The following is a 21,909-nucleotide window of genomic DNA, read 5'->3' as shown; positions in this document are numbered from 1 at the left end:
CTCAGCAATCGTTGGTTACATCTTTGATTTCTCGCGGAGTAACTTGTGATGCTGATAATCTTGTTGACTATCAGTCTGACTCCACAAGCACCCACACGAATTGCTTGATTCAGTTGTTAAAGAGCGGGTGGTTAAGATCTTTCGTCTCAACCGAGGCGCGCATTCTACAGCAGCCTCTGTTGCTGTCAAGCGGTTATTTTAAGAAGCTTTCAAAGTTTCGCTGGGAAATCTTTAACAACTTCAACCACTTGCGCTGACGATCACTCGTTAGCGGGAGGCGAATTCTACAGCGTTACTCGCTGCTGTCAACACCTCTTTTTCAACTCCTTTCGGGCTTCGATGACCTGAAGCTCTGCGCTGTCGAAACCTGCATAACTCTTTGTTTACCAAGGAGTTTTCCGTTTCGACTGCGCCGGAAGTGGGGCGAATTATAGACAGATATAAATCGCCGTCAACCGTTAATTCAGGGTTTATTCAGCTTTAAGCGTAATACGCGCAAATGCCTTCTTCCCCGCCTGGCAAACATAGGTAGCGCCCAGCTCGCATATAAAGGTGCGATCCACGACCTCACCATCAATACGCACACCACCAGACCCCAAGAGGTCACGCGCCACTGCCGAGTTTTTCACCATGCCTGCTTTATTAAGAACAGCAGCGATCGGCATCGCTTCGGCAGCCGTCAACTCGATTTCCGGCAGATCATCCGGCAGTTCGCCATCCTTCATGCGATTACCTGCCGCACGATGCGCGCTTGCGGCTGCCTCTTCGCCATGGAAGCGCGCGACGATTTCTTCCGCCAACTTGATCTTGACGTCACGAGGATTGGCGCCCGCCTCGACATCTGCCCGCAGCGCATTGATCTCATCCATGGAGCGAAAGCTGAGCAATTCAAAGTAGCGCCACATCAGCGCATCGGGGATCGACACCAACTTGCCGTACATCACACCCGGCGCTTCCTGGATCCCAACATAGTTACCCAGGGATTTGGACATCTTCTTGACGCCATCCAACCCTTCCAGCAAAGGCATAGTCAGAATGCATTGAGCCTCCTGACCGTAGGCACGCTGCAACTCACGCCCCATTAATAGGTTGAACTTCTGATCGGTGCCACCGAGCTCAATATCCGCGCGCAGGGCAACCGAGTCGTAGCCCTGAACCAATGGATAGAGGAACTCGTGGATAGCGATAGGTTGATTGGTGGAGTAACGCTTATCGAAGTCGTCGCGCTCGAGCATGCGAGCAACGGTGTACTGGGAGGTCAGGCGAATGAAGTCCGCAGGCCCCATCTTGTCCATCCAAGTGGAGTTGAAGGCAACCTCCGTCTTGGCCGGATCCAGGATTTTGAACACCTGAGTTTTGTAGGTCTCGGCGTTGTCGAGCACTTGCTCGCGAGTCAAGGGCGGGCGCGTGGTGCTTTTGCCGCTCGGATCACCGATCATGCCGGTGAAGTCGCCGATCAGAAAAATCACCTGATGGCCCAGATCTTGGAACTGGCGCAGCTTATTAATAAGCACGGTATGCCCCAGGTGCAGGTCCGGGGCGGTCGGATCGAAACCGGCCTTAATACGTAAAGGCTGGCCACGCTTGAGCTTCTCGATCAGCTCAGCCTCGACCAACAGTTCTTCCGCACCACGTTTGATCAGCGCTAGCTGCTCTTCAACCGACTTCATAACAGACCCGCAAGGCTCAGATTCAAAGGGAACCAACCATACAAGATCAGGGACTAATTACAAGTTTTGCCCGGCGCACAGAAGGCAATCCACGAAGTCGGCGTTCACGCGCTTGCGTCACAGATGATTTGGTTATATTTTATACAGTTATTTCGTCTTCATCATGTCATTCATCTTTTCCAATTCATCTTCTCAAAGTCAAAATTACCTATGACCACTGAACCGTCTAAAGCGCCGCCGCTTTATCCGAAGACCCACCTGCTCGCTGCAAGTGGCATCGCCGCCCTCCTCAGCCTGGCGCTCCTGGTATTTCCGTCCAGTGATGTAGAAGCTAAACGAACGACCTTGAGTCTTGAGTTGGATAGCCCTGCTGAGCAACTGACACAAGACCAAGACACTGCCGACGCCGCCCAAGCCACAACTGAAGTGTCAGCATCGCCATTCGCCCAGATCGAAAGCAGCGATCAAGACGCCTCGCAAACCGCTCAAGCGGCCCCGGCGCCAGTGGTCACCGAAGAGAAAGCAGCACCCAACCATAGAGAAGTAGTGGTCGCCAAGGGCGATACGCTTTCCACCCTATTCGCCAAGGTTGGCCTGCCCACCACTGCCGTGCATGAAGTACTGGCCAGCGGCAAGCAGGCCAAGCAGTTCACGCAGCTCAAGCACGGCCAGAAACTCGAATTCGAGCTGGGCGCAGACGGTCAGTTGAATAACCTGCACAGCAAGATCAGCGACCTGGAAAGCATCACGCTGACAAAGGGCGCCAACGGATATGCGTTCAATCGCATCACCGCCAAACCCACCGTGCGCTCAGCCTACGTCCACGGCGTAATCAACAGCTCTCTCTCGCAATCGGCCGCTCGCGCCGGCCTCTCGCACAAGCTGACCATGGATATGGCCAGCGTATTTGGCTACGACGTCGACTTCGCCCAGGATATTCGCCAGGGCGACGAGTTCGATGTGATCTATGAGCAGAAAGTCGTCAACGGCAAGACCGTCGGCACCGGCCCTATCCTCTCCGCACGCTTCACCAACCGCGGCAAGACCTACACCGCCGTGCGCTACACCAACAAGCAAGGTTCCAGCAGCTATTACACCGCCGATGGCAATAGCATGCGCAAAGCCTTTATCCGCACCCCTGTGGATTTCGCCCGTATCAGCTCCCGCTTCTCCATGGGCCGCAAACACCCGATCCTGAACAAAATCCGCGCCCACAAGGGCGTAGACTACGCCGCACCCCGTGGCACCCCGATCAAGGCCGCCGGCGATGGTAAGGTCCTGCTGGCCGGGCGTCGCGGTGGCTACGGCAACACAGTCATCATCCAGCACGGTAACGCCTACCGTACGCTGTACGGCCACATGCAGGGCTTCGCCAAAGGCGTCAAGACCGGCGGCAACGTCAAGCAAGGCCAGGTGATTGGTTATATCGGCACAACCGGCCTGTCCACCGGCCCGCATTTGCACTATGAGTTCCAGGTCAACGGCGTCCACGTCGATCCGCTGGGCCAGAAGCTGCCCATGGCCGACCCCATCGCCAAAGCCGAGCGCGGCCGTTTCCTGCAACAGAGCCAACCGCTGATGGCACGCATGGACCAAGAGAAAGCCACTATGCTGGCTTCGAGCAAGCGCTAAGCCATGTCGCTCTATATAGGCGTGATGTCCGGGACCAGCCTCGATGGCCTGGACATCGCGCTGATCGAGCAAGCCCCCGCGATCAAGCTGGTCGCCACCCACTACATCCCCATGCCCGAGGCCATGCGCAGCGAGTTGCTGGGCCTATGCACCAGCGGCCCTGACGAGATCGCTCGCTCCGCCATCGCCCAGCAGCATTGGGTGGAGTTGGCCGCGCAAGGCATTCATCGCCTCCTCGAGCAGCAAAAACTTAACCCCCAAGATATTCGGGCGATTGGCAGCCATGGGCAAACCATCCGCCATGAACCTGCCCGTGGTTTCACGGTGCAGATCGGTAACCCCGCGCTGCTGACTGAACTGACGGGCATCACGGTCGTCAGCGATTTCCGCAGCCGCGACGTGGCCGCTGGCGGCCAGGGCGCGCCGTTGGTGCCAGCCTTCCACGAAGCTCTGTTTGAACGCAGCGCAGGCAATCGGGCGGTATTGAATGTCGGCGGTTTCAGTAACCTGAGCCTGATTGAAGCGGGCAAACCCGTCGCCGGGTTCGATTGCGGCCCGGGAAATGTCTTGCTGGATGCGTGGATTCATCACCAACGCGGCGAGCATTTCGACCGCGACGGCCAGTGGGCCGCCAGTGGCTTGGTGGATCCGCACCTGCTGAACGCGCTGCTCAGCGACCCGTTCTTCCAAGGGACCGGCCCCAAGAGCACCGGCCGCGAGGTGTTCAACCTCGTTTGGCTACAGGCACACCTGGCGCGGTTACCGTTACTGCCCAGTGAAAACGTGCAAGCGACCCTGCTGGAGCTGACCGCACGCACCATCGTCGAGTCGCTGCAGACCGCTCAAAGCGATACCCAAGAACTGCTGGTCTGCGGTGGTGGCGCCCACAATGGGGCACTAATGGCACGCCTTGCAGGCCTGCTGCCTGGCGCGAAAGTCAGCAGCACCGCCGCTTACGGCGTTGACCCCGACTGGGTCGAAGCCATGGCCTTTGCCTGGCTGGCACATTGCTGCCTGGAAGGCATCGCCGCCAACCGCCCCAGCGTCACCGGCGCTCGCGGACTACGGGTGCTCGGCGCCATCTACCCCGCCTGAACGCCACATAGCAAAACGCCGCAAGCCCTGACGGGAGTGCGGCGTTGAGTAGACGCTGTGGATCAGATCGAGAATGAAGAGCCACAACCGCAAGTAGTCGTGGCATTCGGGTTCTTAATCACGAAACGCGAGCCTTCCAAACCTTCCTGGTAATCCACCTCGGCACCTGCCAGGTACTGAAAACTCATCGGATCAACCACCAGGCTGACGCCCTCGCGCTCGATGATGGTGTCGTCATCGGCCACGTCTTCATCGAAAGTAAAACCGTATTGAAACCCTGAACAACCGCCGCCCGTAACGAATACGCGCAGCTTCAAGCGATCATTACCCTCTTCATCGACCAGGCTCTTCACCTTGTGCGCTGCACCGTGGGTGAATTGCAAAGCCGTGGGGGTGAAGGATTCGACGCTCATGCTGATATCTCCCGGCGTTACGCCGCCATATTGCGTGATGGCGCGTATTATCCGCTTCTCCCAGAAAAACGGTCAACTATTATGGCCGCAGTGGCAAGCTTCAAGCCGCGAGCCTCAGGCTTGCAACGTGAAGCTCGCGGCTTGCATCTACTGTTAGGGCAACATGCCTGCGTGGGACAGGCCCAGCTTCTCGTCCAGGCCAAACAGGATGTTCATGTTCTGCACGGCCTGCCCCGAAGCACCCTTGACCAGGTTATCAATCACCGACAACACCACCACCAAGTCACCGTCCTGCGGGCGATGCACCGCGATACGGCAGACGTTGGCGCCACGCACACTGCGGGTTTCCGGGTGGCTGCCGGCCGGCATCACATCGACGAACGGCTCATTGGCATAACGCTTCTCGAACAGCGCTTGCAGGTCGACGGAACGGTCCACCACCGTCGCGTAGAGGGTGGAGTGAATGCCGCGGATCATCGGTGTCAGGTGCGGCACGAAGGTCAGCCCGACCTCTTTGCCTGCTGCACGGCGCAGGCCCTGGCGGATTTCCGGCAGGTGACGGTGGCCTTTGACCGCATAGGCTTTCATGCTTTCCGACGTTTCAGAGTACAGCGAGCCGACACTGGCACCACGCCCTGCACCGCTGACGCCCGACTTACAGTCGGCGATCAGGCGGGTGGTATCCGCCAACCCCGCCTCCAACAACGGCAGGAAACCCAGCTGGGTGGCGGTCGGATAGCAGCCCGGCACAGCGATCAGGCGCGCTTGCTTGATTTGCTCGCGGTTGACCTCCGGCAAGCCGTACACCGCTTCTTCCAGCAACTGCGGGGCGCCGTGGGGCTGGTTGTACCACTTGGCCCACTCATCGGCGTCCTGCAGGCGGAAGTCGGCAGACAGGTCGATCACCTTAGTGCCCGCGGCCAGCAGCTCGCCCGCCAGGGCATGGGCGACGCCGTGCGGGGTGGCGAAAAACACCACATCGCAAGCCGCCAGGGTCTTGGTGTCCGGCACGCTGAATGCCAGGCCATCGTAGTGGCCGCGCAGGTTCGGGTACATGTCGGCAACGGCCAGGCCTGCCTCGGATCGCGAAGTGATGACCACCACTTGCGCCTGCGGATGCTGCGCCAACAGACGCAGCAGTTCGACACCGGTGTAACCCGTGCCGCCGACGATACCGACCTTGACCATAAACCTGCCCTCAACGAACCCACTGGAAAGCCGTCGATAATAGGGGCCGCGCCGTTCGGCCACAACCGCCAAGGTGACGGGCACACGCCCAAGCCTCTACTATCGCGCCTACCGTGAACCTGGGAATAACTAAAAATGCTTTATCTATGGCTCAAAGCCTTTCACATCGTCAGTGTCGTCTGTTGGTTTGCCGGCCTGTTCTACTTGCCGCGCCTGTTCGTGTATCACGCGCAAAGTGAGGACGCCGTTAGCAAGGAACGCTTCAGCATCATGGAGCGCAAGCTGTACCGCGGCATCATGGGGCCCGCCATGGTGGCGACGCTGATCTTCGGCGGCTGGCTGATTAGCCTCAACCCCAGCGCCTACTTTGGCCAGGGTGGCTGGATGCACGCCAAGCTGACCCTGGTCGTGCTGCTGATCGGCTACCACCACATGTGCGGCGCGCAGGTAAAACGTTTCGCCCGTGGCGAAAACACCCGCAGCCATGTCTTTTATCGCTGGTTCAATGAGGTCCCGGTTCTGATATTGCTGGCTATCGTCATTTTGGTCGTTGTACGGCCGTTCTAATACCTATCAGTCACAATCACTTGGGGTACTTCCAATGTCGCTGCCCGCTCTGCTCGAACAACGCTTGCGCCTGCCTGTGGTGGCCGCACCTATGTTCCTGATTTCCAACCCGCAACTGGTGCTCGCCTGCTGCCGTAATGGCGTGGTGGGCAGTTTCCCGGCGTTGAACCAACGCGAAAGCAGCGGTTTCAAGGCCTGGCTGGAGGAAATCGAAGCCGGGTTGGCGCAGATGGAGAACCCCGCCCCCTACGCCGTCAACTTGATCGTGCACCACAGCAACCCGCGCCTGGAGGCCGACCTGGCGATCTGCATCGAGCACAAGGTGCCGATCATCATCACCAGCCTGGGGGCGGTGAAGGAGTTGGTAGACGCGGTACACAGCTACGGCGGCTTGGTGTTCCACGACGTCACTACCCGGCGCCACGCCGAGAAAGCCGCGCAAGCAGGCGTCGATGGCTTGATCGCCGTTGCCGCCGGGGCGGGTGGACATGCGGGCACCTGGAGCCCGTTTTCGTTGATTGCCGAGATCCGTCAGTTCTTCGACAAGACCTTGCTGCTGGCCGGGTGCCTGAACCACGGCCACGAAATTCTCGCCGCTCAAGTCCTGGGGGCGGACCTAGCCTACTTCGGCACGCGGTTTATCGGCACCACCGAAAGCCACGCGCCGGATGCCTACAAGGAGATGCTGCTCAGCTCAAAAGCTGCCGACATCGTGCACACCGCCGCCGTGTCTGGCGTGCCGGCCAGTTTCATGCGCCAGAGCCTGGAAAACGCCGGGTTCGACATGGCGGCCTTGCAGGGCAAGGGCGAGGTCAACTTCGGCTCTAAGCTCAAGCCCCTGAGCGATGAAGCCAAGGCTTGGAAAACCGTGTGGTCAGCAGGCCAGGGCGTGGGCGAAATCACCGACCTGCCCAGCGTCGATCAACTGGTTGCACGCCTGGACCAGGAATACCGCACCGCCCAGGCCCTGGCGGCCAAACTGCCGGAACGCTGGCCGCAGTAATCTGAAATGATTTTTCGGCCAGCCCAACTCGGCTGGCCTTAAACTCTGCGGCCCTTTCCTATCCCCAGACAAGGATGCCCTGCATGAGTGAAACCCGTTACCGGATCGTCTTCGATGGCAAACTGCTGAACGGCGTCGAGCCCACCACCGCCAAACTCAACCTGGCGCAGCTATTCAAAAGTGACCTCGCCGCCGTCGAAGACCTGTTCAACGGCACCCCGGTGGCACTCAAACGCGACCTCAGCCACGTGGATGCACTCTCCTACCTGGATGCGCTGCACAAAACCGGCATCGACCCGCGCATCGAAGCGCAAGAGCCGGAAGTTGAGGCGCCCATCGTTCCCGCCGCTGCGCTAACGCTCGCTACGGCACCTGCGCCAGTGGCAGACCCAGTACCGCCCTATGCGCCACCGCAACCGAGCATCGCCCCACGCACCGGCAAATACGATGAGCTCAAGGTATTCACCGTCCAGGGACGTATCGGGCGCCTGCGTTATCTGGCCTGGACCATGGCCGCGCTGCTGGTGGGTGTGCTTCCGCTACTCATCACCTCGTTCCTGTTCTCCACGGATCGCTTGATCGTGGGGACGCTGTTCGGCCTGCTGGTGCTCATCCCCTATGTCTTTGCGAACATCGCCATCAGCGTGAAACGCCTGCACGACCTCGGTTGGTCAGGGTGGCTGTGGCTGCTGAACTTTGTACCCGTTGTGGGCAGTTTTTTTCCGCTGGTGATTGCCGTGTTGCCGGGCAACGAAGGCGATAACCGCTACGGCCCACCACCGCCGGCGAACACGACATCGGTCAAAGTGCTCTGCCTGCTGTGGCTGGTGTTGCTCGCGCTGTTCATCCTGGTGGCCGTCACCGGCATTCTCGCCACGCTGCTGACGCTATAAAGCTGACCCTCGTTGCCACAGCAATCCGGCAATACACACCGGCGAACCTGTAGACTCTGCGCAGAATGAACACCCGCGGCCCCGCTGACATCACCGTCATCGGGGCCGCGCCGTTGCGATGGAGAATTGCATGACCCGTTACGCTCTGATCTCTGGCGCCTCCAGCGGCATAGGTCTGGCCATGGCCGAAGCGCTGGCAAGGCGCGGCCGTAACCTGCTTCTGGTGGCCCGCCAGCGTGACCCGTTGGAAGCCATCGCCACCGAGCTGACCCAGCGCTTTGGCGTGGAAGTGCTGTTCCGCGCCTGCGACCTGGGCGAGCCGCTGCGCTTGTCCGGTTTTTTGCTGGAGCTCGAAGAAGGCGACCGACAGATAGACCTGCTGGTCAATTGCGCCGGCATGGCCACCTGCGGCCCATTCCTGGCACAGGACTGGATGACCGAGCAAGACCTGATCGAAGTGAACATCCTGGCCACCACACGCATGTGCCACGCCCTCGGCAACGCCATGGCCCTGCAGGGCGGCGGGCAGATCCTCAATGTCGCCTCGCTGGCCGCGTTCGCGCCTGGGCCATGGATGAGCAGCTACAGCGCCAGCAAGGCGTATGTGCTGAGTTTTTCCGAAGGCCTGCGCGAAGAACTGAAAAAGTGCGCGGTAAAGGTTTCGGTACTGTGCCCCGGCCCTACCCGCACGGCGTTTTTTTGCAACGCGCAACTCGATGCCAGCAGGCTGGAAAGCCGCAATCGCCTGATGAGCCCCGAGGAAGTCGCGCTGTACACCGTGCGCGCCCTGGACAAGAACCGCGCCATCATCATCCCCGGGCGGCGCAACCGCTGGCTGGCGTTCCTGCCACGCCTCGGCCCGCGCTGGCTGACCCGCATCCTCACCGGCGCCGCCAACAAAGCCTGTTGCCCGCGGTAACAGGCTGGGCGCACGCCGGGCGCGTGGGTACACTCAACCCCGACTTTCACCATGGAGAGATAGCTGTGGATACTCTGTTCACCAAAATCATCAACCGGGAAATACCCGCGAAGATCATCTACGAAGACGACCAGGTCCTGGCCTTCCACGATATCGCGCCCCAGGCACCGGTCCACTTCCTGGTGATCCCGAAAAAACCGGTACGCACCCTCAACGACCTGACCGAAGACGATAAGGCCCTGGCCGGCCATATTCTGTTCACAGCTCAGCGCCTGGCCCTGGAATTGGGCTGCGAGGAAGGTTTTCGCGTCGTGATGAACTGCAACGAGCTAGGCGGCCAGACCGTGTACCACATCCATATGCACGTCCTCGGCCAGCGCCAGATGAACTGGCCACCGGGCTGATCCTCACCGCCCAAGCTCCCCGAGCCTGCCCTCACCGGCAGGCTCCCGCTCCTCAACGGCAATGACCCAGCGCAAACCTTCCCACGCCTACTGGGTTAAACTGCCCGCCGTGTTTCTTCCCGGAGGTCAGCATGACTACCCAACGTCACTACTCGCCCATTGACCGTCTCCTGCTCCAAGCCGATACCGCGATGCGCACCCTGCTGCCGTTCAGCGGCCAGCCGTACCGCCCATCGCCCGCCCTGTTGCAACCAGACGCCGCGATGAGCGACGAGGACACCCGCCACGTCGCCGGCCTGATGCGCATCAACCACACCGGCGAGGTCTGCGCCCAGGCGCTGTACCAAGGCCAGGCCCTCACCGCGAAACTGCCGCAGGTGCGTGCCGCCATGGAGCATGCCGCCGAGGAAGAGATCGATCACCTGGTCTGGTGCGAACAGCGCATCCGCCAACTGGGCAGCCATACCAGCATCCTCAACCCGCTGTTCTACGGCATGTCGTTCGGTATTGGCGCGGTGGCGGGGCTGATTAGCGACAAAGTCAGCCTGGGCTTCGTGGCCGCCACCGAGCACCAGGTGTGCAAGCACTTGAACGAACACCTGGAGCAATTACCGGCCGAAGATGAAAAATCCCGGGCCATCCTCGAACAGATGCGCATCGACGAAGAACACCACGCCGAAAGCGCCCTGGAGGCTGGCGGTTTCCGCTTCCCGGCACCGGTCAAGTTCGGCATGAGCCTGCTGGCCAAGGTCATGACCAAAAGCACCTATCGGATCTGATCCAGCGCTTTTACAGGCAAAAAAAGGGGCGCCACCAGGGCGCCCTTCTTTTTGCCTGGAGAAATCAGCTCGGCATATTGCGCGCGTAGAAGATTTCCAGCATTTCGTGCTTGACCCGCTCAGTCACCTGGGCGCGTTGTTCGGTGGACAAGTTGCTGGTGGCGTCGCCGAACAGGTAGTTGTCCAGCTCGAAGTCCTTGAGCAGCATCTTGGTGTGGAACATGTTCTCTTGATAAACATTCACGTCGGTCATCTGGTAGCCGTCGCGGGTGTCTTCGGAAAGGTAGTTCTGGATCGAGTTGATCTCGTGGTCGATGAAGTGCTTGCAACCTTCGACATCACGGGTAAAACCGCGCACGCGGTAGTCCACGGTGACAATGTCTGACTCGAACTGGTGAATCAGGAAGTTGAGCGCCTTAAGCGGTGAAATGACACCACAGGTCGACACGTCGATATCCACGCGGAACGTCGCGATACCGTCTACCGGGTGGATTTCCGGGTAGGTGTGAACCGTGATGTGGCTCTTGTCGAGGTGGGCCAGGATGATTTCTGGGATTGGCCCCGGAGACTCTTCAATCTGACTCTCGGTCGGGGTCACCGGCTCTTCGGAAATCAGGATGGTCACACTGGCGCCTTGGGGATCGTAATCCTGACGGGCGATGTTCAGGATGTTGGCACCAATGATATCGACAACTTCCGTGAGGATCTGCGTGAGGCGTTCTGCGTCGTACATCTGGTTGATGTATTCAACGTATGCCTGCTGGTCTTGCGGGGTTTCCGCATAGCAGATGTCATAGATGTTGAAGCTCAAGGTCTTTGTGAGGTTGTTGAACCCATGGAGCTTGAGTTTGCTTTTCACCGTTTAAAAACTCTCTATATGAACTGCGGCCCGGCCGCGTTATCAAGCATGCCCGTCAGATACTTGCGCAGTACCTGCGTAGGACGGTTAACACCTCTTCGCGATGGCGATTTTGGTTGTCTGTTCGGACCAGCGGCTTGCCCTGCGGCAATCACGGCCCTGAAAAAAGTGGCGCATTATGCAGACCTCAGCAAGTGACCGCCAGAGTCTGCACCGCATTTATGAAGCCTTGAGTGTCGATTCAGCCCAACTCGACGATCTCGTAGTCATGGCTGATGGCAACGCCGGCGGCCCCCAGCATGATCGACGCCGAGCAATACTTCTCGGCCGACAGCTCGATGGCACGCTTAACTTGGGCTTCCTTCAGCCCACGGCCCTTGACCACGAAATGCAGATGGATCTTGGTGAACACTTTCGGGTCTTCGCTCGCACGCTCGGCCTCGAGAAAGGCTTCGCAGCTTTCCACGGCTTGGCGGGATTTCTTGAGGATGCTAACCACGTCGAAGTTGCTGCAACCGCCCAGGCCCAGCAGCAGCATTTCCATGGGCCGCACGCCCAGGTTGCGGCCACCGCTTTCGGGCGGGCCGTCCATGACCACCACATGGCCACTGCCCGATTCGCCCAGGAACATGGCTTCCCCAGCCCATTGAATACGTGCCTTCATGGCCAAGACTCCACTGTAAAAAAAGGGTCGCCAGCTTAGCACAGGGCCCTGGAACGGCTGTGTTTTGCACCCGGCAGGAAGTTGCGGCGACGATAGATAAAATCCGATTCTTCTCAGAATGTGTCTGTTAAGCTGGCGCCAAATGAATGGCGCGCTTTCGACAACCTGTAATCTCTCGCCCTCAACAAAAAACAATTGAAACCACCGTGCAGTCTTTTCGGGATACAACCATGGTTGCTATTGCCCCAACCCCCAAGATTAAGAACCTCGACAAGCTGTTGATGCACTGTCAGCGCAAACGCTACCCGGCCAAGAGCAACATCATTTGCGCGGGCGATCGCTCGGACACCCTGTTCTTCCTTATAAAGGGCTCGGTAACGATCCTGATCGAAGACGAAGATGGCCGGGAGATGATTATTTCCTACCTCAACCCGGGGGATTTCTTCGGCGAGTTGGGTCTTTTTGAAGAGGCCGGCCATGAACAGACACGCAGCGCCTGGGTTCGGGCCAAGGTCGAGTGCGATGTGGCGGAAATCAGCTACAACAAGTTCCGCGAACTGTCGCAGCAAGACCCGGACATTCTCTATGTGCTCAGCGGCCAGATCGCCCAGCGCCTGCGCAACACCACGCGCAAGGTGGGCGACCTGGCTTTTTTCGACGTGACCGGGCGCGTGGCCCGTTGCCTGCTGGAGCTGTGCAAACAGCCCGACGCCATGACCCACCCTGACGGGATGCAGATCAAGGTGACCCGTCAGGAAATCGGGCGGATTGTCGGGTGCTCGCGGGAAATGGTCGGTCGCGTCCTCAAGGATCTGGAAGAGCGCAACCTGGTCAGCGTCAAAGGCAAAACCATGGTGGTGTTCGGTACCCGCTAGGCGGCCATCACCTGGGCCAGCATTTGCTGATAGAGCACCGCCAACCGCGCAAAGGCGTGGGGCGCGGCGAAGCGTTCGTGCAAGGCGATATGGCTTTGGGCGCGCACCCGTTGCTCTAGGCCACAGGCCTCATTGAAATCGTTGACCGCTGCTACCATCGCCTCGCGCTCGTCATCGAGCAACAACGCCCCATGCACCAACCCCACTGGACGTTGGCCGCCCTTGCTTTGGCGCCAGCGCTGCGCGGTGCCGACCATTTTCCGGCCTTCAAGGTTGACGTTGAAACGCCCGTCGCAAAAGGCCCCCTCGATCTCCCCCAACGACGCATCGCCGCCCAACTCCGCCAGCAGTTCGCAGATAGGGTCGCACAGGCGCCGATAAGCGGTTTCGATCCGCCCGTGGTCGCCTTCGCTGCGCGGCGGCGCGTAGACCAAAGCGATGTTGACCGTCGCCGCCGACTGCGGCACCGGCTCACCACCGGTTTCGCGCAGCAGCACCGGCCAGCCGTTGGCCGCCGATACCTCGCTGGCCGCTGCGAACCCGGGCAGGCGACTCAGCCGCCGGGGCATGACCAACGCCCGGTCGCTGGGCTGCCAGAACAACAGGCCACACGCCTGTTCGCCAGCGCACACGGCGGCCAATAGGTCCTGTTCAGCGAGCAGGCCGGCTTCGACGGTCAGGGCAAGGGGCTGGGTCATGGCGGTAAGTCCTGGGCAAGATGCAAAAAAACCGGCGGGGCCGGTTTTTTTGAAGGGTCGTCGATCAGTCGAGGGTGGAGCCGGTCACCGGCACGCCGCGTTCAGGGAAAAACAAACGCTGCAATTCGGCCCCCGGGCTTTGCGCGCGCATGAACGCCTCGCCCACCAGGAATGAGTACACATTACTGATTTCCATCAGTTCCACATCGGCGCGGTTGAGAATACCGCTCTCGGTAATTACCAGGCGATCACGGGGGATGCGCGGCAGCAAATCGAGGGTGGTTTCCAGGTTGACCTCAAAAGTGTGCAGGTTACGGTTGTTAACCCCCACCAGCGGCGTATCGAGGGTCTTGAGCGCACGCTCAAGCTCATCACCGTCGTGTACCTCGACCAGCACGTCGAGGCCGACGCTTTTGGCCACGGCCGCCAACTCAGCCATTTTCACGTCATCCAGGGCGGAAACGATCAACAGCACACAATCGGCGCCCAAGGCCCGGGCTTCGACGATCTGGTAAGGGTCGATCATGAAGTCCTTGCGGATCACTGGTAGGCTGCACGCGGCGCGCGCCTGTTGCAGGTACGCATCGGTGCCTTGGAAGTAATCCACGTCGGTCAGCACCGACAAGCAGGTCGCCCCACCCTTCTCATAGCTTTTAGCGATATCGGCCGGCACGAAGTCTTCGCGGATCACGCCCTTGCTGGGCGAGGCCTTCTTGATTTCGGCAATCACTGCCGGTTGCTTGAGCTTGGCTTGTTCCATCAAGGCCTTGGCGAAACCACGTGGGGCATCAGCGGCTTTTGCCAGGGTCTCCAACTCGGCCAGAGTGACGCGAGCACTGCGCTCGGCGACTTCCTCAACCTTGCGTGCGAGTATCTTTTCCAGAACCGTCGGCACACTCATCCTTCATTCTCCATGCGAAATACGGCGGTGAACGCGCCCAACTCTTCGAGCTTCTCCCGGGCCAGGCCGGTGTGCAGCGCATCATGAGCCAGGGCGACGCCCTCTCTGAGGCTGCTGGCATGGTCGGCGGCATAGAGCGCGGCACCGGCATTGAGCACGATCATTTCCGCGGCTTTCTGGCCGTTCTCGGTTTTACGACGCCCCAGGGCATCGCGGATCAGCTCCAGCGACGCCGCCGGGCTCTCCACCACCAGGCCGAACAGACTCTGGCTTTTTATACCCAGGTCCTCGGGCTGCACCCAGTATTCAGTTATGACGTCATCTTTCAGCTCGGCCACGAAGGTGGGCGCGGCGAGGCTGAATTCGTCCAGGCCATCCTGGGAGTGCACCACCAGCACATGCTTGCTGCCCAGGCGTTGCAAGACTTCAGCCAACGGCCGGCACAAAGCCTGGGTGAACACCCCGACCACCTGATGTTTCACGCCAGCCGGATTCGTAAGCGGGCCAAGCATGTTGAACAGGGTGCGCAGGCCCAAGTCGCGGCGCGGCGCGGCGGCGTGCTTCATTGCGCCATGATGGCATTGGGCGAACATGAAGCCGATGCCCACGTTATCGATGCAGCGTGCCACCTGCACCTGCGTCAGGTTCAGGTAGATCCCGGCCGCTTCCAGCAGGTCGGCGCTGCCGCTCTTGCCCGACACCGCACGGTTGCCGTGCTTGGCCACGGTGCAGCCAGCGGCCGCCACCACAAAGGAGGAGGCCGTGGACACGTTGAAGATGTTCGCACCGTCACCGCCGGTGCCCACCACATCGACCACACCGTCGAGGGTCTTGAGTTCGACCTTGTCCGCCAACTCGCGCATCACCGAGACCGCGCCGACGATTTCGTCGATGCTCTCGCTCTTCATGCGCATGGCCATCATAAAAGCGCCGATCTGGGCGTCGGAGCATTGCCCGGTCATGATTTCGCGCATCACATCGCGCATCTCATCGGTGCTCAGGTCCAGGTGGCCGACGATACGGCTCAGGGCAGTCTTGATATCCATGGAAAGTCCTTAGCGCGTGCCGCCGCTTTGCTTCAAAAAGTTGGCGAACAGTTCGTGGCCCTGCTCGGTAAGAATCGACTCGGGGTGAAATTGCACACCCTCGATGTTCAGCGTTTTGTGGCGCAAGCCCATGATCTCGTCGACGGTGCCGTCGTCGTGCTGGGTCCACGCGGTCACTTCCAGGCAATCAGGCAAGCTTTCGCGCTTGACGATCAGGGAGTGGTAACGGGTAACCGTCAGCGGATGGTTCAGGCCGGCGAACACACCCTTGTCCTCGTGAAATACCGGGCTAGTCTTACCGTGCATCACCTGTCGGGCACGGACTACATCGCCGCCAAAGGCCTGGCCAATAGACTGATGGCCCAGGCACACACCCAGTATTGGCAACTTGCCAGCAAAGTGCTTGATAGCTTCGATGGACACGCCCGCTTCGGTCGGGGTGCAGGGGCCCGGGGAGACAACGATGCGTTCAGGGTTGAGGGCTTGGATTTGAGCGATGGTCAGCTCGTCGTTGCGCACGACTTTTACCTCGGCACCCAATTCGCCCAGGTACTGCACAACGTTGTAGGTAAAGGAGTCGTAGTTGTCGATCATCAGCAACATGAAAATTTCAACCTCTTGAATTCACTGACTTTTAATACGGCCTTCGAAGGTTTGACCAGGTTGCGCAGCGCATTGGCGCCCGCTAGGACGGCATCAGCACAAGCGGCAGGTTCCACAGGTCAAGAAGGCAAATCGGTACAGGTCCGGCCAGGCCGGCAGAGAAAAGTTAGGCGCGCCAACGCCAGCGGGCGTGAGCCTTGACGATGAGCATCAAGAGGTTGTTGATGATTAACACGGAGGAAGTCTCGTTCATACGTTCCGGCACAGTAGCTTAGCTTGGCAGAGGGCGCAATAAGCCACAGGCCCGGCAGGGACAAACATCAATAGCAGCCATTAGCCATAGCTAAAACACAAACGCTTTTGGTACTGTCGTTTCGCTTACAACAACAATAAATAAACGGACTTGAACATGATTAAACAGACGTTGTTCGTACCCGTCGCGGGCGTCCTGCTCAGCATCGCTTGCGCCCAAGCCCTTGCCGCGCCCTCCCCTTATTCCAACTTCATTGTGTTTGGCGACAGCCTCAACGACGCCGGCCAGTTCGCCGACCCGGACGGCCCCGCCGGCTCGACCCAGCGCTACACCAACCGCGTCGGCCCGACCTATAAGGACGGCAGCGGTGAAGAGCGCAGCGCCAACTCGACGCAAATCCTGGGGGGCAAACTGGGGTTTTCCGCCGATGAACTGGCCGCCTCAACCTCCGCCATCCGCGCCAGCCAAGGCCAGGTAGATGGCAACAACTGGGCGGTAGGCGGCTACCGCACCGACCAGATTCTCGACTCGATCACCACCGTGTCCGACACCGGTGACAGAAGCCGCCCCGGCTACCTGGCGGGCAACAACCTGCGTGCCGACCCCAAGGCCCTGTACTACCTTTCCGGCGGCGGTAACGACTTTCTCCAGGGTCGCATCCTCAATGAGGAACAGGCCTACGCTGCGGCCGGGCGCCTGGCCGACAGCGCTCAAGCCCTGCAAACGGCCGGGGCCAAGTATGTGATGGTGTGGCTGCTGCCCGACCTGGGGCTGACCCCCGCCCTCAACGGCAGCGGCCTACAAGACTTCGGCACGCGCCTGAGCGGCGCCTTCAACCAGGAACTGGTGCAGCGCCTGACCAGTATCGATGCGCAAATCATCCCGCTTAACGTGCCGCTGATGCTCAAGGAAACCTTCGCCGACCCCGCACGCTTTGGCCTGGCCGCCGACCAGAACCTCAGCGCCACTTGCTTCAGCGGCAAGAGCTGCACCGAAAACGCGGTGTACGGCATCAACAGCGCCACGCCCGACCCAACGAAACTGATCTACAACGACTCGGTGCACCCCACCGAGGCCGGCCAACGCCTGATCGCCGACTACGCCTACTCGCTGCTGTCCGCACCGTGGGAAATCACTCTGCTACCGGAAATGGCCCAAGGCACGCTCCGCGCCCACCAGGACGAGTTGCGCAACCAATGGCAGGCCGACTGGGAAAACTGGCAAGGCGTGGGCCAATGGCGGGCGATGGTCGCCGCCGGTGGCCAGCATCTGGACATCGACAGCCAGAGCAGCGCCGCCAGCGCCGACGGCAGTGGTTACAACCTGACGGTGGGCGGCAGCTACCGCCTCAACGACGCCTGGCGCGTGGGCCTGGCCACCGGGTTCTACCGCCAGAGCCTGGAGGCGGGCAACCGCGATTCGGATTACAAACTCAACAGCTACCTGGGTACCGCGTTCGCGCAATTCCAGCAGAACCGCTGGTGGGCCGATGCCGCGCTGACCGCCGGGCACCTGGATTACGACAACCTCAAGCGCAAGTTCGACCTGGGCGTTGCCGCCGGCGGCGAGAAAGGCGACACCAAGGGCGACCTGTGGGCTTTCAGCACCCGCGCCGGTTATGACATCGCCCAGTCCGCCGCGAGCCCTTGGCATCTGTCGCCGTTCGTCAGCGCCGACTATGCGCGGGTGGAGGTGGACGGTTACTCGGAGAACGGCGCCAGCGCCACGGCCCTGACCTTCGATGACCAGACCCGCACCTCCAAGCGCCTGGGCGTTGGCTTGCAGGGTAAGTACCAGCTCACGCCACAAACCCTGGTATTTGGCGAAGTGGCCCACGAGCGGGAGTTCGAGGACGACACCCAGCACCTGAAAATCGCCCTCAACAGCCTGCCCGCCAACGACTTCACGCTCGAGGGCTACACCCCGCAAAGCGACTTGAACCGTTTGAGCCTGGGCGTCAGCCACAAACTGACCGCCGACCTGGCTCTGCGCGGCAGCTACAACCTGCGTAAGGACGATGACTTCACCCAACAGGGTGTGAGTGTGGGCGTAAGCCTGGATTTCTAAACGCCACTGCACACTCACTGTGGGAGCGGGCTTGCCCGCTCCCACACAAACGACGGCGAACCCTCACCCCTGCGGCGTTTGCTCGGCCAGGGCGACGGCGCGGAACATCGCGCGGCGTTTGTTCAGGGTTTCTTCCCATTCCAGCGCGGGCACCGAGTCGGCGACGATGCCGCCGCCGGCCTGCACATGCAGTTCACCGTCCTTGATAACCGCCGTGCGGATGGCGATGGCAGTGTCCATGTTGCCGTTCCAGGCGAAATACCCCACCGCTCCGCCGTACACGCCACGCTTGACCGGCTCCAGTTCGTCGATGATTTCCATCGCGCGGATTTTCGGCGCACCCGACAAGGTGCCTGCCGGCAGGATCGCCCGCAGCGCGTCCATCGCGCTCAGGCCTGCCTTGAGCTCGCCGGTGACGTTGGAGACGATGTGCATCACGTTGGAATAACGCTCGATGACCATTTTCTCGGTGAGTTTCACCGAGCCGATTTCCGAGACGCGCCCGGTGTCGTTACGGCCCAGGTCGATCAGCATCAGGTGTTCGGCGATTTCCTTGTCGTCGGACAGCAGGTCCTGTTCCAGCGCCAGGTCCGCTTCCTCGGTGGCGCCCCGTGGCCGGGTGCCGGCGATGGGGCGCACGGTAATCAGGTTGTCTTCGACCCGCACCAGCACTTCCGGGGAACTGCCGACCACATGGAAGTCGCCGAAGTTGAAAAAGTACATATAAGGCGTCGGGTTGAAGCAGCGCAGCGCCCGGTACAGGTCGATGGGCGCGGCCTTGAAGTCGATGGACATGCGTTGCGACGGCACCACCTGCATGCAGTCACCGGCCAGGATGTATTGCTTGATGGTCTCGACCGCGCGCTCGTAATCACCCTGGGTGAAACTGGAGCGGAACACCGGGTCTGCGGCGGGCGGGCGGCTCAGGTCCAAGCCCCGGCGCGGGGTGATGGGCTGGCGCAGTTTTTCCAGCAACGCGGCCAGGCTCGCCTGGCCCTGCTCGAAGGCGTTTTCCTGGGCCGGGTCGGCCAGCACGATGGCGTGCATCTTGCCCGCCAGGTTGTCGAACACCACCACCGCGTCGGACACCATCAGCAGAATGTCTGGCACGCCCAGCGGGTCCGGGTTCGGGCACTTGCCCAGGCGTTCTTCCACATAGCGCACGCAGTCGTAGCCGAAGTAACCCACCAAACCGCCATTGAAACGCGGCAGCCCGGCGATGGTCGGCACGTTGTAGCGCGCCTTGAACTGCTCGACGAAGGCCAGCGGATCGGCAACGTCGTGGCTTTCGACCTCGACGCCGTCCAGGGTCACGCTGACGTGGTGGTCGTGCACCCGTAACACCGTGCGGCAGGGCAGGCCGATGATCGAGTAGCGCCCCCATTTCTCGCCGCCCTGCACCGACTCCAGCAGGTAGGAGTTGGGCTGGTCGGCCAGTTTCAGGTAGATCGACAACGGCGTGTCGAAGTCAGCGAGGGTTTCGCAGGCAAGCGGGATACGGTTGTAGCCGGCAGCGGCCAAACGCAGGAATTCTTCGCGGATCATGGGGTGCCTCGTGGCAGGAGGGTCTAACGGTCAGGTGTGCAAAACGGGCCGGATGAACGGCCAGGCTCGAGTCAGGCGCGCCAACGCCAGCGGGCCAGGGCCTTGATAACTTTCATCCAGAGTTTGCGAGTGACCACCACGATGGGGTTTCCAGAACAGGGTTGGGCGACGTCGGGCAACGTTACCCCGGCGCCCGAGTCCAGGCAACCGGGAATTAGCCGGCGCAAGTCGTCGATCACCAGAGTCGGCGACTCTTCGGCAATCGGCCGCCCGTGGTTGTAGCCGTAGCTCAAGGCCACACACTTGACCCCCGCCGCTTTCGCCGCCAGCACGTCGCTGCGCGAATCGCCGACGAACAACGATTGCGAAGCAGGGACGTTGGCCATTTTCATCACGAAAAACAACGCCGCCGGGTCGGGCTTTTTTTGCGCCAGGGTGTCGCCGCCGATGATCCAGCGGAAGTACCGGCCGATCTTCATCTCGTCCAGCAACGGCGCGACGAAGCGCTCGGGCTTGTTGGTAATCAGGGCCATTTCCACGCCCTGCTTGTGCAGCCACTTGAGGGTGTCGCGCACGCCGGGGTAGACCACCGTCAGCTCATGGCCGTCGGCGTAGGCCTCCATGAAAATCTCCAGGGCATGCTCGGCTTCGACATCATCAACCTCACCATGCTCGATGCCCCCCGCCAACGCCCGGCGCACCAGCACCGGCGCACCGTTGCCGACCCACTGGCGCACCGCGTCGAGGCCGGCCGGGGCGCGGCCCATCTTGAGCAGCATGTGATCCACCGCCACCGCCAGGTCCGGGACCGAATCGATCAACGTGCCATCCAGATCGAACATCACCAGGCGCGGCAGGCTGCCGGGGAACAGCTGCTCAAAGCCGCTCATGGGCGGGCCAGAGCCAGTTCGGCGCGCATCTTGGCGATCACTTCACGGTAGTCCGGGGCATTGAAAATCGCCGAGCCGGCGACGAAGGTGTCGGCGCCCGCCGCAGCGATTTCACGGATGTTGCCGACGTTCACGCCGCCGTCGATTTCCAGGCGGATATCGCGCCCCGACGCATCGATCAGGGCGCGCGCCTCGCGCAGTTTATCCAGGGTCGCGGGGATGAACTTCTGCCCGCCGAAGCCTGGGTTGACGCTCATCAGCAAGATCATGTCGACCTTGTCCATCACGTATTTGAGCGAGTCGAGCGACGCCGCCGGGTTGAACACCAGCCCCGCCTTGCAGCCGCCTTCGCGGATCATTTGCAGGGAGCGGTCAACGTGGATGGTGGCATCCGGGTGGAAGGTGATGTAGGTCGCGCCAGCTTCGATGAAGTCGCCGATGATGCGGTCTACCGGCGAGACCATCAGGTGCGCGTCGATGGGCGCGGTGATGCCGTACTTGCGCAGCGCGGCGCACACCATCGGGCCGATGGTCAGGTTGGGGACGTAATGGTTGTCCATGACATCGAAGTGCACGATGTCGGCGCCAGCGGCGAGAATGTTGTCCACTTCCTCGCCCAGGCGAGCGAAATCGGCGGAGAGAATCGACGGAGCAATAGCGAAGGGCTGCATGACGCACCTTTTTTGAGCAGGATCACGGTGGCGCGCATTGTATACCTCATGCTTTGGCGTGCGCACGGCGATGATCGGTCCATGTGGGGGTGGACGATAGCTTGCCTGCCCGGGGTGTCCAGTGTGTTGTTCCAGATCATGGTCGAGGGATCACCGCAGGTTCCCTCTGTGGGAGCAACTGTCTTATCCCTACCCTTCGTCACCGCCACTGCGTGCCGCCATCGCGAGCAGGCGCGCTCCCACAGAGGAAAAATGAAAATCCCACCCGTACCAC

22 protein-coding genes and 1 pseudogene are annotated in these 21,909 nt (G+C 60.7%); 11 read left to right on the top strand and 12 right to left on the bottom strand.

The window, feature by feature from the left end:
* Positions 1-257: pseudogene (locus AC19YT_RS02305) on the top strand (hypothetical protein); the annotation flags it as partial.
* Positions 258-470: 213 nt separating this feature from the next.
* On the opposite strand, the gene tyrS reads toward AC19YT_RS02305, so the two are convergent.
* Positions 471-1,670 carry a tyrosine--tRNA ligase gene (gene tyrS, locus AC19YT_RS02300; RefSeq protein WP_500609642.1) on the bottom strand — a complete coding sequence of 400 codons (1,200 nt, stop codon included), beginning with the start codon at positions 1,668-1,670 and terminating at the stop codon, positions 471-473.
* A gap of 210 nt (positions 1,671-1,880) precedes the next feature.
* Here tyrS and AC19YT_RS02295 point away from each other — a divergent pair, with 210 nt between their 5' ends.
* Together AC19YT_RS02295 and AC19YT_RS02290 are read left to right on the top strand one after the other, a co-directional pair.
* Positions 1,881-3,302 (top strand): peptidoglycan DD-metalloendopeptidase family protein, encoded by a 1,422-nt coding sequence (locus AC19YT_RS02295; protein WP_095108995.1) that lies wholly within the window; start codon positions 1,881-1,883, stop codon positions 3,300-3,302.
* A 3-nt stretch (positions 3,303-3,305) separates the two neighbouring features.
* A complete protein-coding gene (locus AC19YT_RS02290; RefSeq protein ID WP_500609641.1) occupies positions 3,306-4,397 on the top strand; it encodes an anhydro-N-acetylmuramic acid kinase in 1,092 nt (363 codons plus the stop codon).
* 62 nt (positions 4,398-4,459) lie between these two features.
* Here the strand turns inward: AC19YT_RS02290 and erpA are convergent, their stop codons facing one another.
* Positions 4,460-4,810 (bottom strand): iron-sulfur cluster insertion protein ErpA, encoded by a 351-nt coding sequence (gene erpA, locus AC19YT_RS02285; protein WP_095108993.1) that lies wholly within the window; start codon positions 4,808-4,810, stop codon positions 4,460-4,462.
* Positions 4,811-4,963: 153 nt separating this feature from the next.
* Positions 4,964-5,998, bottom strand: coding sequence for an N-acetyl-gamma-glutamyl-phosphate reductase (argC, locus tag AC19YT_RS02280; RefSeq protein ID WP_095108992.1), 1,035 nt, complete (start codon positions 5,996-5,998; stop codon positions 4,964-4,966).
* A 135-nt stretch (positions 5,999-6,133) separates the two neighbouring features.
* Here argC and hemJ point away from each other — a divergent pair, with 135 nt between their 5' ends.
* The 6 genes from hemJ (at position 6,134) to coq7 (ending at position 10,563) form a co-directional block, all read left to right on the top strand.
* Positions 6,134-6,565 (top strand): protoporphyrinogen oxidase HemJ, encoded by a 432-nt coding sequence (gene hemJ, locus AC19YT_RS02275; protein WP_500597219.1) that lies wholly within the window; start codon positions 6,134-6,136, stop codon positions 6,563-6,565.
* Between the two features lie 34 nt (positions 6,566-6,599).
* Positions 6,600-7,568 carry an NAD(P)H-dependent flavin oxidoreductase gene (locus AC19YT_RS02270; RefSeq protein WP_500609640.1) on the top strand — a complete coding sequence of 323 codons (969 nt, stop codon included), beginning with the start codon at positions 6,600-6,602 and terminating at the stop codon, positions 7,566-7,568.
* A gap of 83 nt (positions 7,569-7,651) precedes the next feature.
* Positions 7,652-8,461 (top strand): DUF805 domain-containing protein, encoded by an 810-nt coding sequence (locus AC19YT_RS02265; protein WP_500609639.1) that lies wholly within the window; start codon positions 7,652-7,654, stop codon positions 8,459-8,461.
* A 130-nt stretch (positions 8,462-8,591) separates the two neighbouring features.
* Positions 8,592-9,380 (top strand): SDR family NAD(P)-dependent oxidoreductase, encoded by a 789-nt coding sequence (locus AC19YT_RS02260; protein WP_500609638.1) that lies wholly within the window; start codon positions 8,592-8,594, stop codon positions 9,378-9,380.
* A gap of 65 nt (positions 9,381-9,445) precedes the next feature.
* On the top strand, positions 9,446-9,784 hold the full coding sequence (locus AC19YT_RS02255) for a histidine triad nucleotide-binding protein (RefSeq protein ID WP_017128660.1): 339 nt from the start codon (positions 9,446-9,448) through the stop codon (positions 9,782-9,784).
* A 131-nt stretch (positions 9,785-9,915) separates the two neighbouring features.
* Positions 9,916-10,563, top strand: coding sequence for a 2-polyprenyl-3-methyl-6-methoxy-1,4-benzoquinone monooxygenase (gene coq7, locus AC19YT_RS02250; protein WP_095108987.1), 648 nt, complete (start codon positions 9,916-9,918; stop codon positions 10,561-10,563).
* A 64-nt stretch (positions 10,564-10,627) separates the two neighbouring features.
* Here the strand turns inward: coq7 and speD are convergent, their stop codons facing one another.
* Both speD and AC19YT_RS02240 read right to left on the bottom strand, forming a co-directional pair.
* Positions 10,628-11,422, bottom strand: coding sequence for an adenosylmethionine decarboxylase (speD, locus tag AC19YT_RS02245; protein WP_095108986.1), 795 nt, complete (start codon positions 11,420-11,422; stop codon positions 10,628-10,630).
* A 241-nt stretch (positions 11,423-11,663) separates the two neighbouring features.
* Positions 11,664-12,086 carry an OsmC family protein gene (locus AC19YT_RS02240; RefSeq protein WP_095108985.1) on the bottom strand — a complete coding sequence of 141 codons (423 nt, stop codon included), beginning with the start codon at positions 12,084-12,086 and terminating at the stop codon, positions 11,664-11,666.
* 230 nt (positions 12,087-12,316) lie between these two features.
* Here AC19YT_RS02240 and crp point away from each other — a divergent pair, with 230 nt between their 5' ends.
* Positions 12,317-12,961, top strand: coding sequence for a cAMP-activated global transcriptional regulator CRP (gene crp, locus AC19YT_RS02235; RefSeq protein WP_095108984.1), 645 nt, complete (start codon positions 12,317-12,319; stop codon positions 12,959-12,961).
* Here crp and AC19YT_RS02230 read toward each other — a convergent pair.
* The 4 genes from AC19YT_RS02230 to AC19YT_RS02215 all read right to left on the bottom strand — a co-directional run bounded on the left by AC19YT_RS02230 (position 12,958) and on the right by AC19YT_RS02215 (position 16,209).
* Positions 12,958-13,659, bottom strand: a complete 702-nt coding sequence (locus AC19YT_RS02230) for a lipoate--protein ligase family protein (RefSeq protein ID WP_500609637.1) — start codon at positions 13,657-13,659, stop codon at positions 12,958-12,960. The genes crp and AC19YT_RS02230 overlap by 4 nt on opposite strands.
* Before the next feature lie 64 nt (positions 13,660-13,723).
* Positions 13,724-14,560, bottom strand: a complete 837-nt coding sequence (gene trpC, locus AC19YT_RS02225; RefSeq protein WP_500609636.1) for an indole-3-glycerol phosphate synthase TrpC — start codon at positions 14,558-14,560, stop codon at positions 13,724-13,726.
* Entirely contained in the window at positions 14,557-15,606 is a 1,050-nt protein-coding gene (gene trpD, locus AC19YT_RS02220) for an anthranilate phosphoribosyltransferase (protein WP_500609635.1), read from the bottom strand. Before trpD ends, trpC begins: the two co-directional genes overlap by 4 nt.
* A 9-nt stretch (positions 15,607-15,615) precedes the next feature.
* Positions 15,616-16,209: an aminodeoxychorismate/anthranilate synthase component II gene (locus AC19YT_RS02215; protein ID WP_095108980.1), complete on the bottom strand. Its 594-nt coding sequence runs from the start codon at positions 16,207-16,209 to the stop codon at positions 15,616-15,618.
* Positions 16,210-16,618: 409 nt separating this feature from the next.
* Between AC19YT_RS02215 and estP the strand changes: the two genes are divergently transcribed.
* Positions 16,619-18,529 (top strand): esterase EstP, encoded by a 1,911-nt coding sequence (gene estP, locus AC19YT_RS02210; RefSeq protein WP_500609634.1) that lies wholly within the window; start codon positions 16,619-16,621, stop codon positions 18,527-18,529.
* Positions 18,530-18,592: 63 nt separating this feature from the next.
* Here estP and trpE read toward each other — a convergent pair whose 3' ends face one another.
* The 3 genes from trpE to rpe all read right to left on the bottom strand — a co-directional run bounded on the left by trpE (position 18,593) and on the right by rpe (position 21,635).
* A complete protein-coding gene (trpE, locus tag AC19YT_RS02205) occupies positions 18,593-20,074 on the bottom strand; it encodes an anthranilate synthase component I (protein ID WP_095108978.1) in 1,482 nt (493 codons plus the stop codon).
* 71 nt (positions 20,075-20,145) lie between these two features.
* The gene (locus AC19YT_RS02200) at positions 20,146-20,964 is read right to left on the bottom strand and encodes a phosphoglycolate phosphatase (RefSeq protein ID WP_095108977.1); all 819 of its coding nucleotides are present in this window, start codon (positions 20,962-20,964) and stop codon (positions 20,146-20,148) included.
* Positions 20,961-21,635: a ribulose-phosphate 3-epimerase gene (gene rpe / locus AC19YT_RS02195; protein ID WP_095108976.1), complete on the bottom strand. Its 675-nt coding sequence runs from the start codon at positions 21,633-21,635 to the stop codon at positions 20,961-20,963. The genes AC19YT_RS02200 and rpe overlap by 4 nt, the downstream gene beginning before the upstream one ends.
* Positions 21,636-21,909 lie beyond the last annotated feature (274 nt).

The organism is Pseudomonas sp. MF08875, from assembly GCF_059862525.1.
Note: the sequence above shows the minus strand (reverse complement) of the source record. Positions and strands in the feature narration are given on the sequence as shown.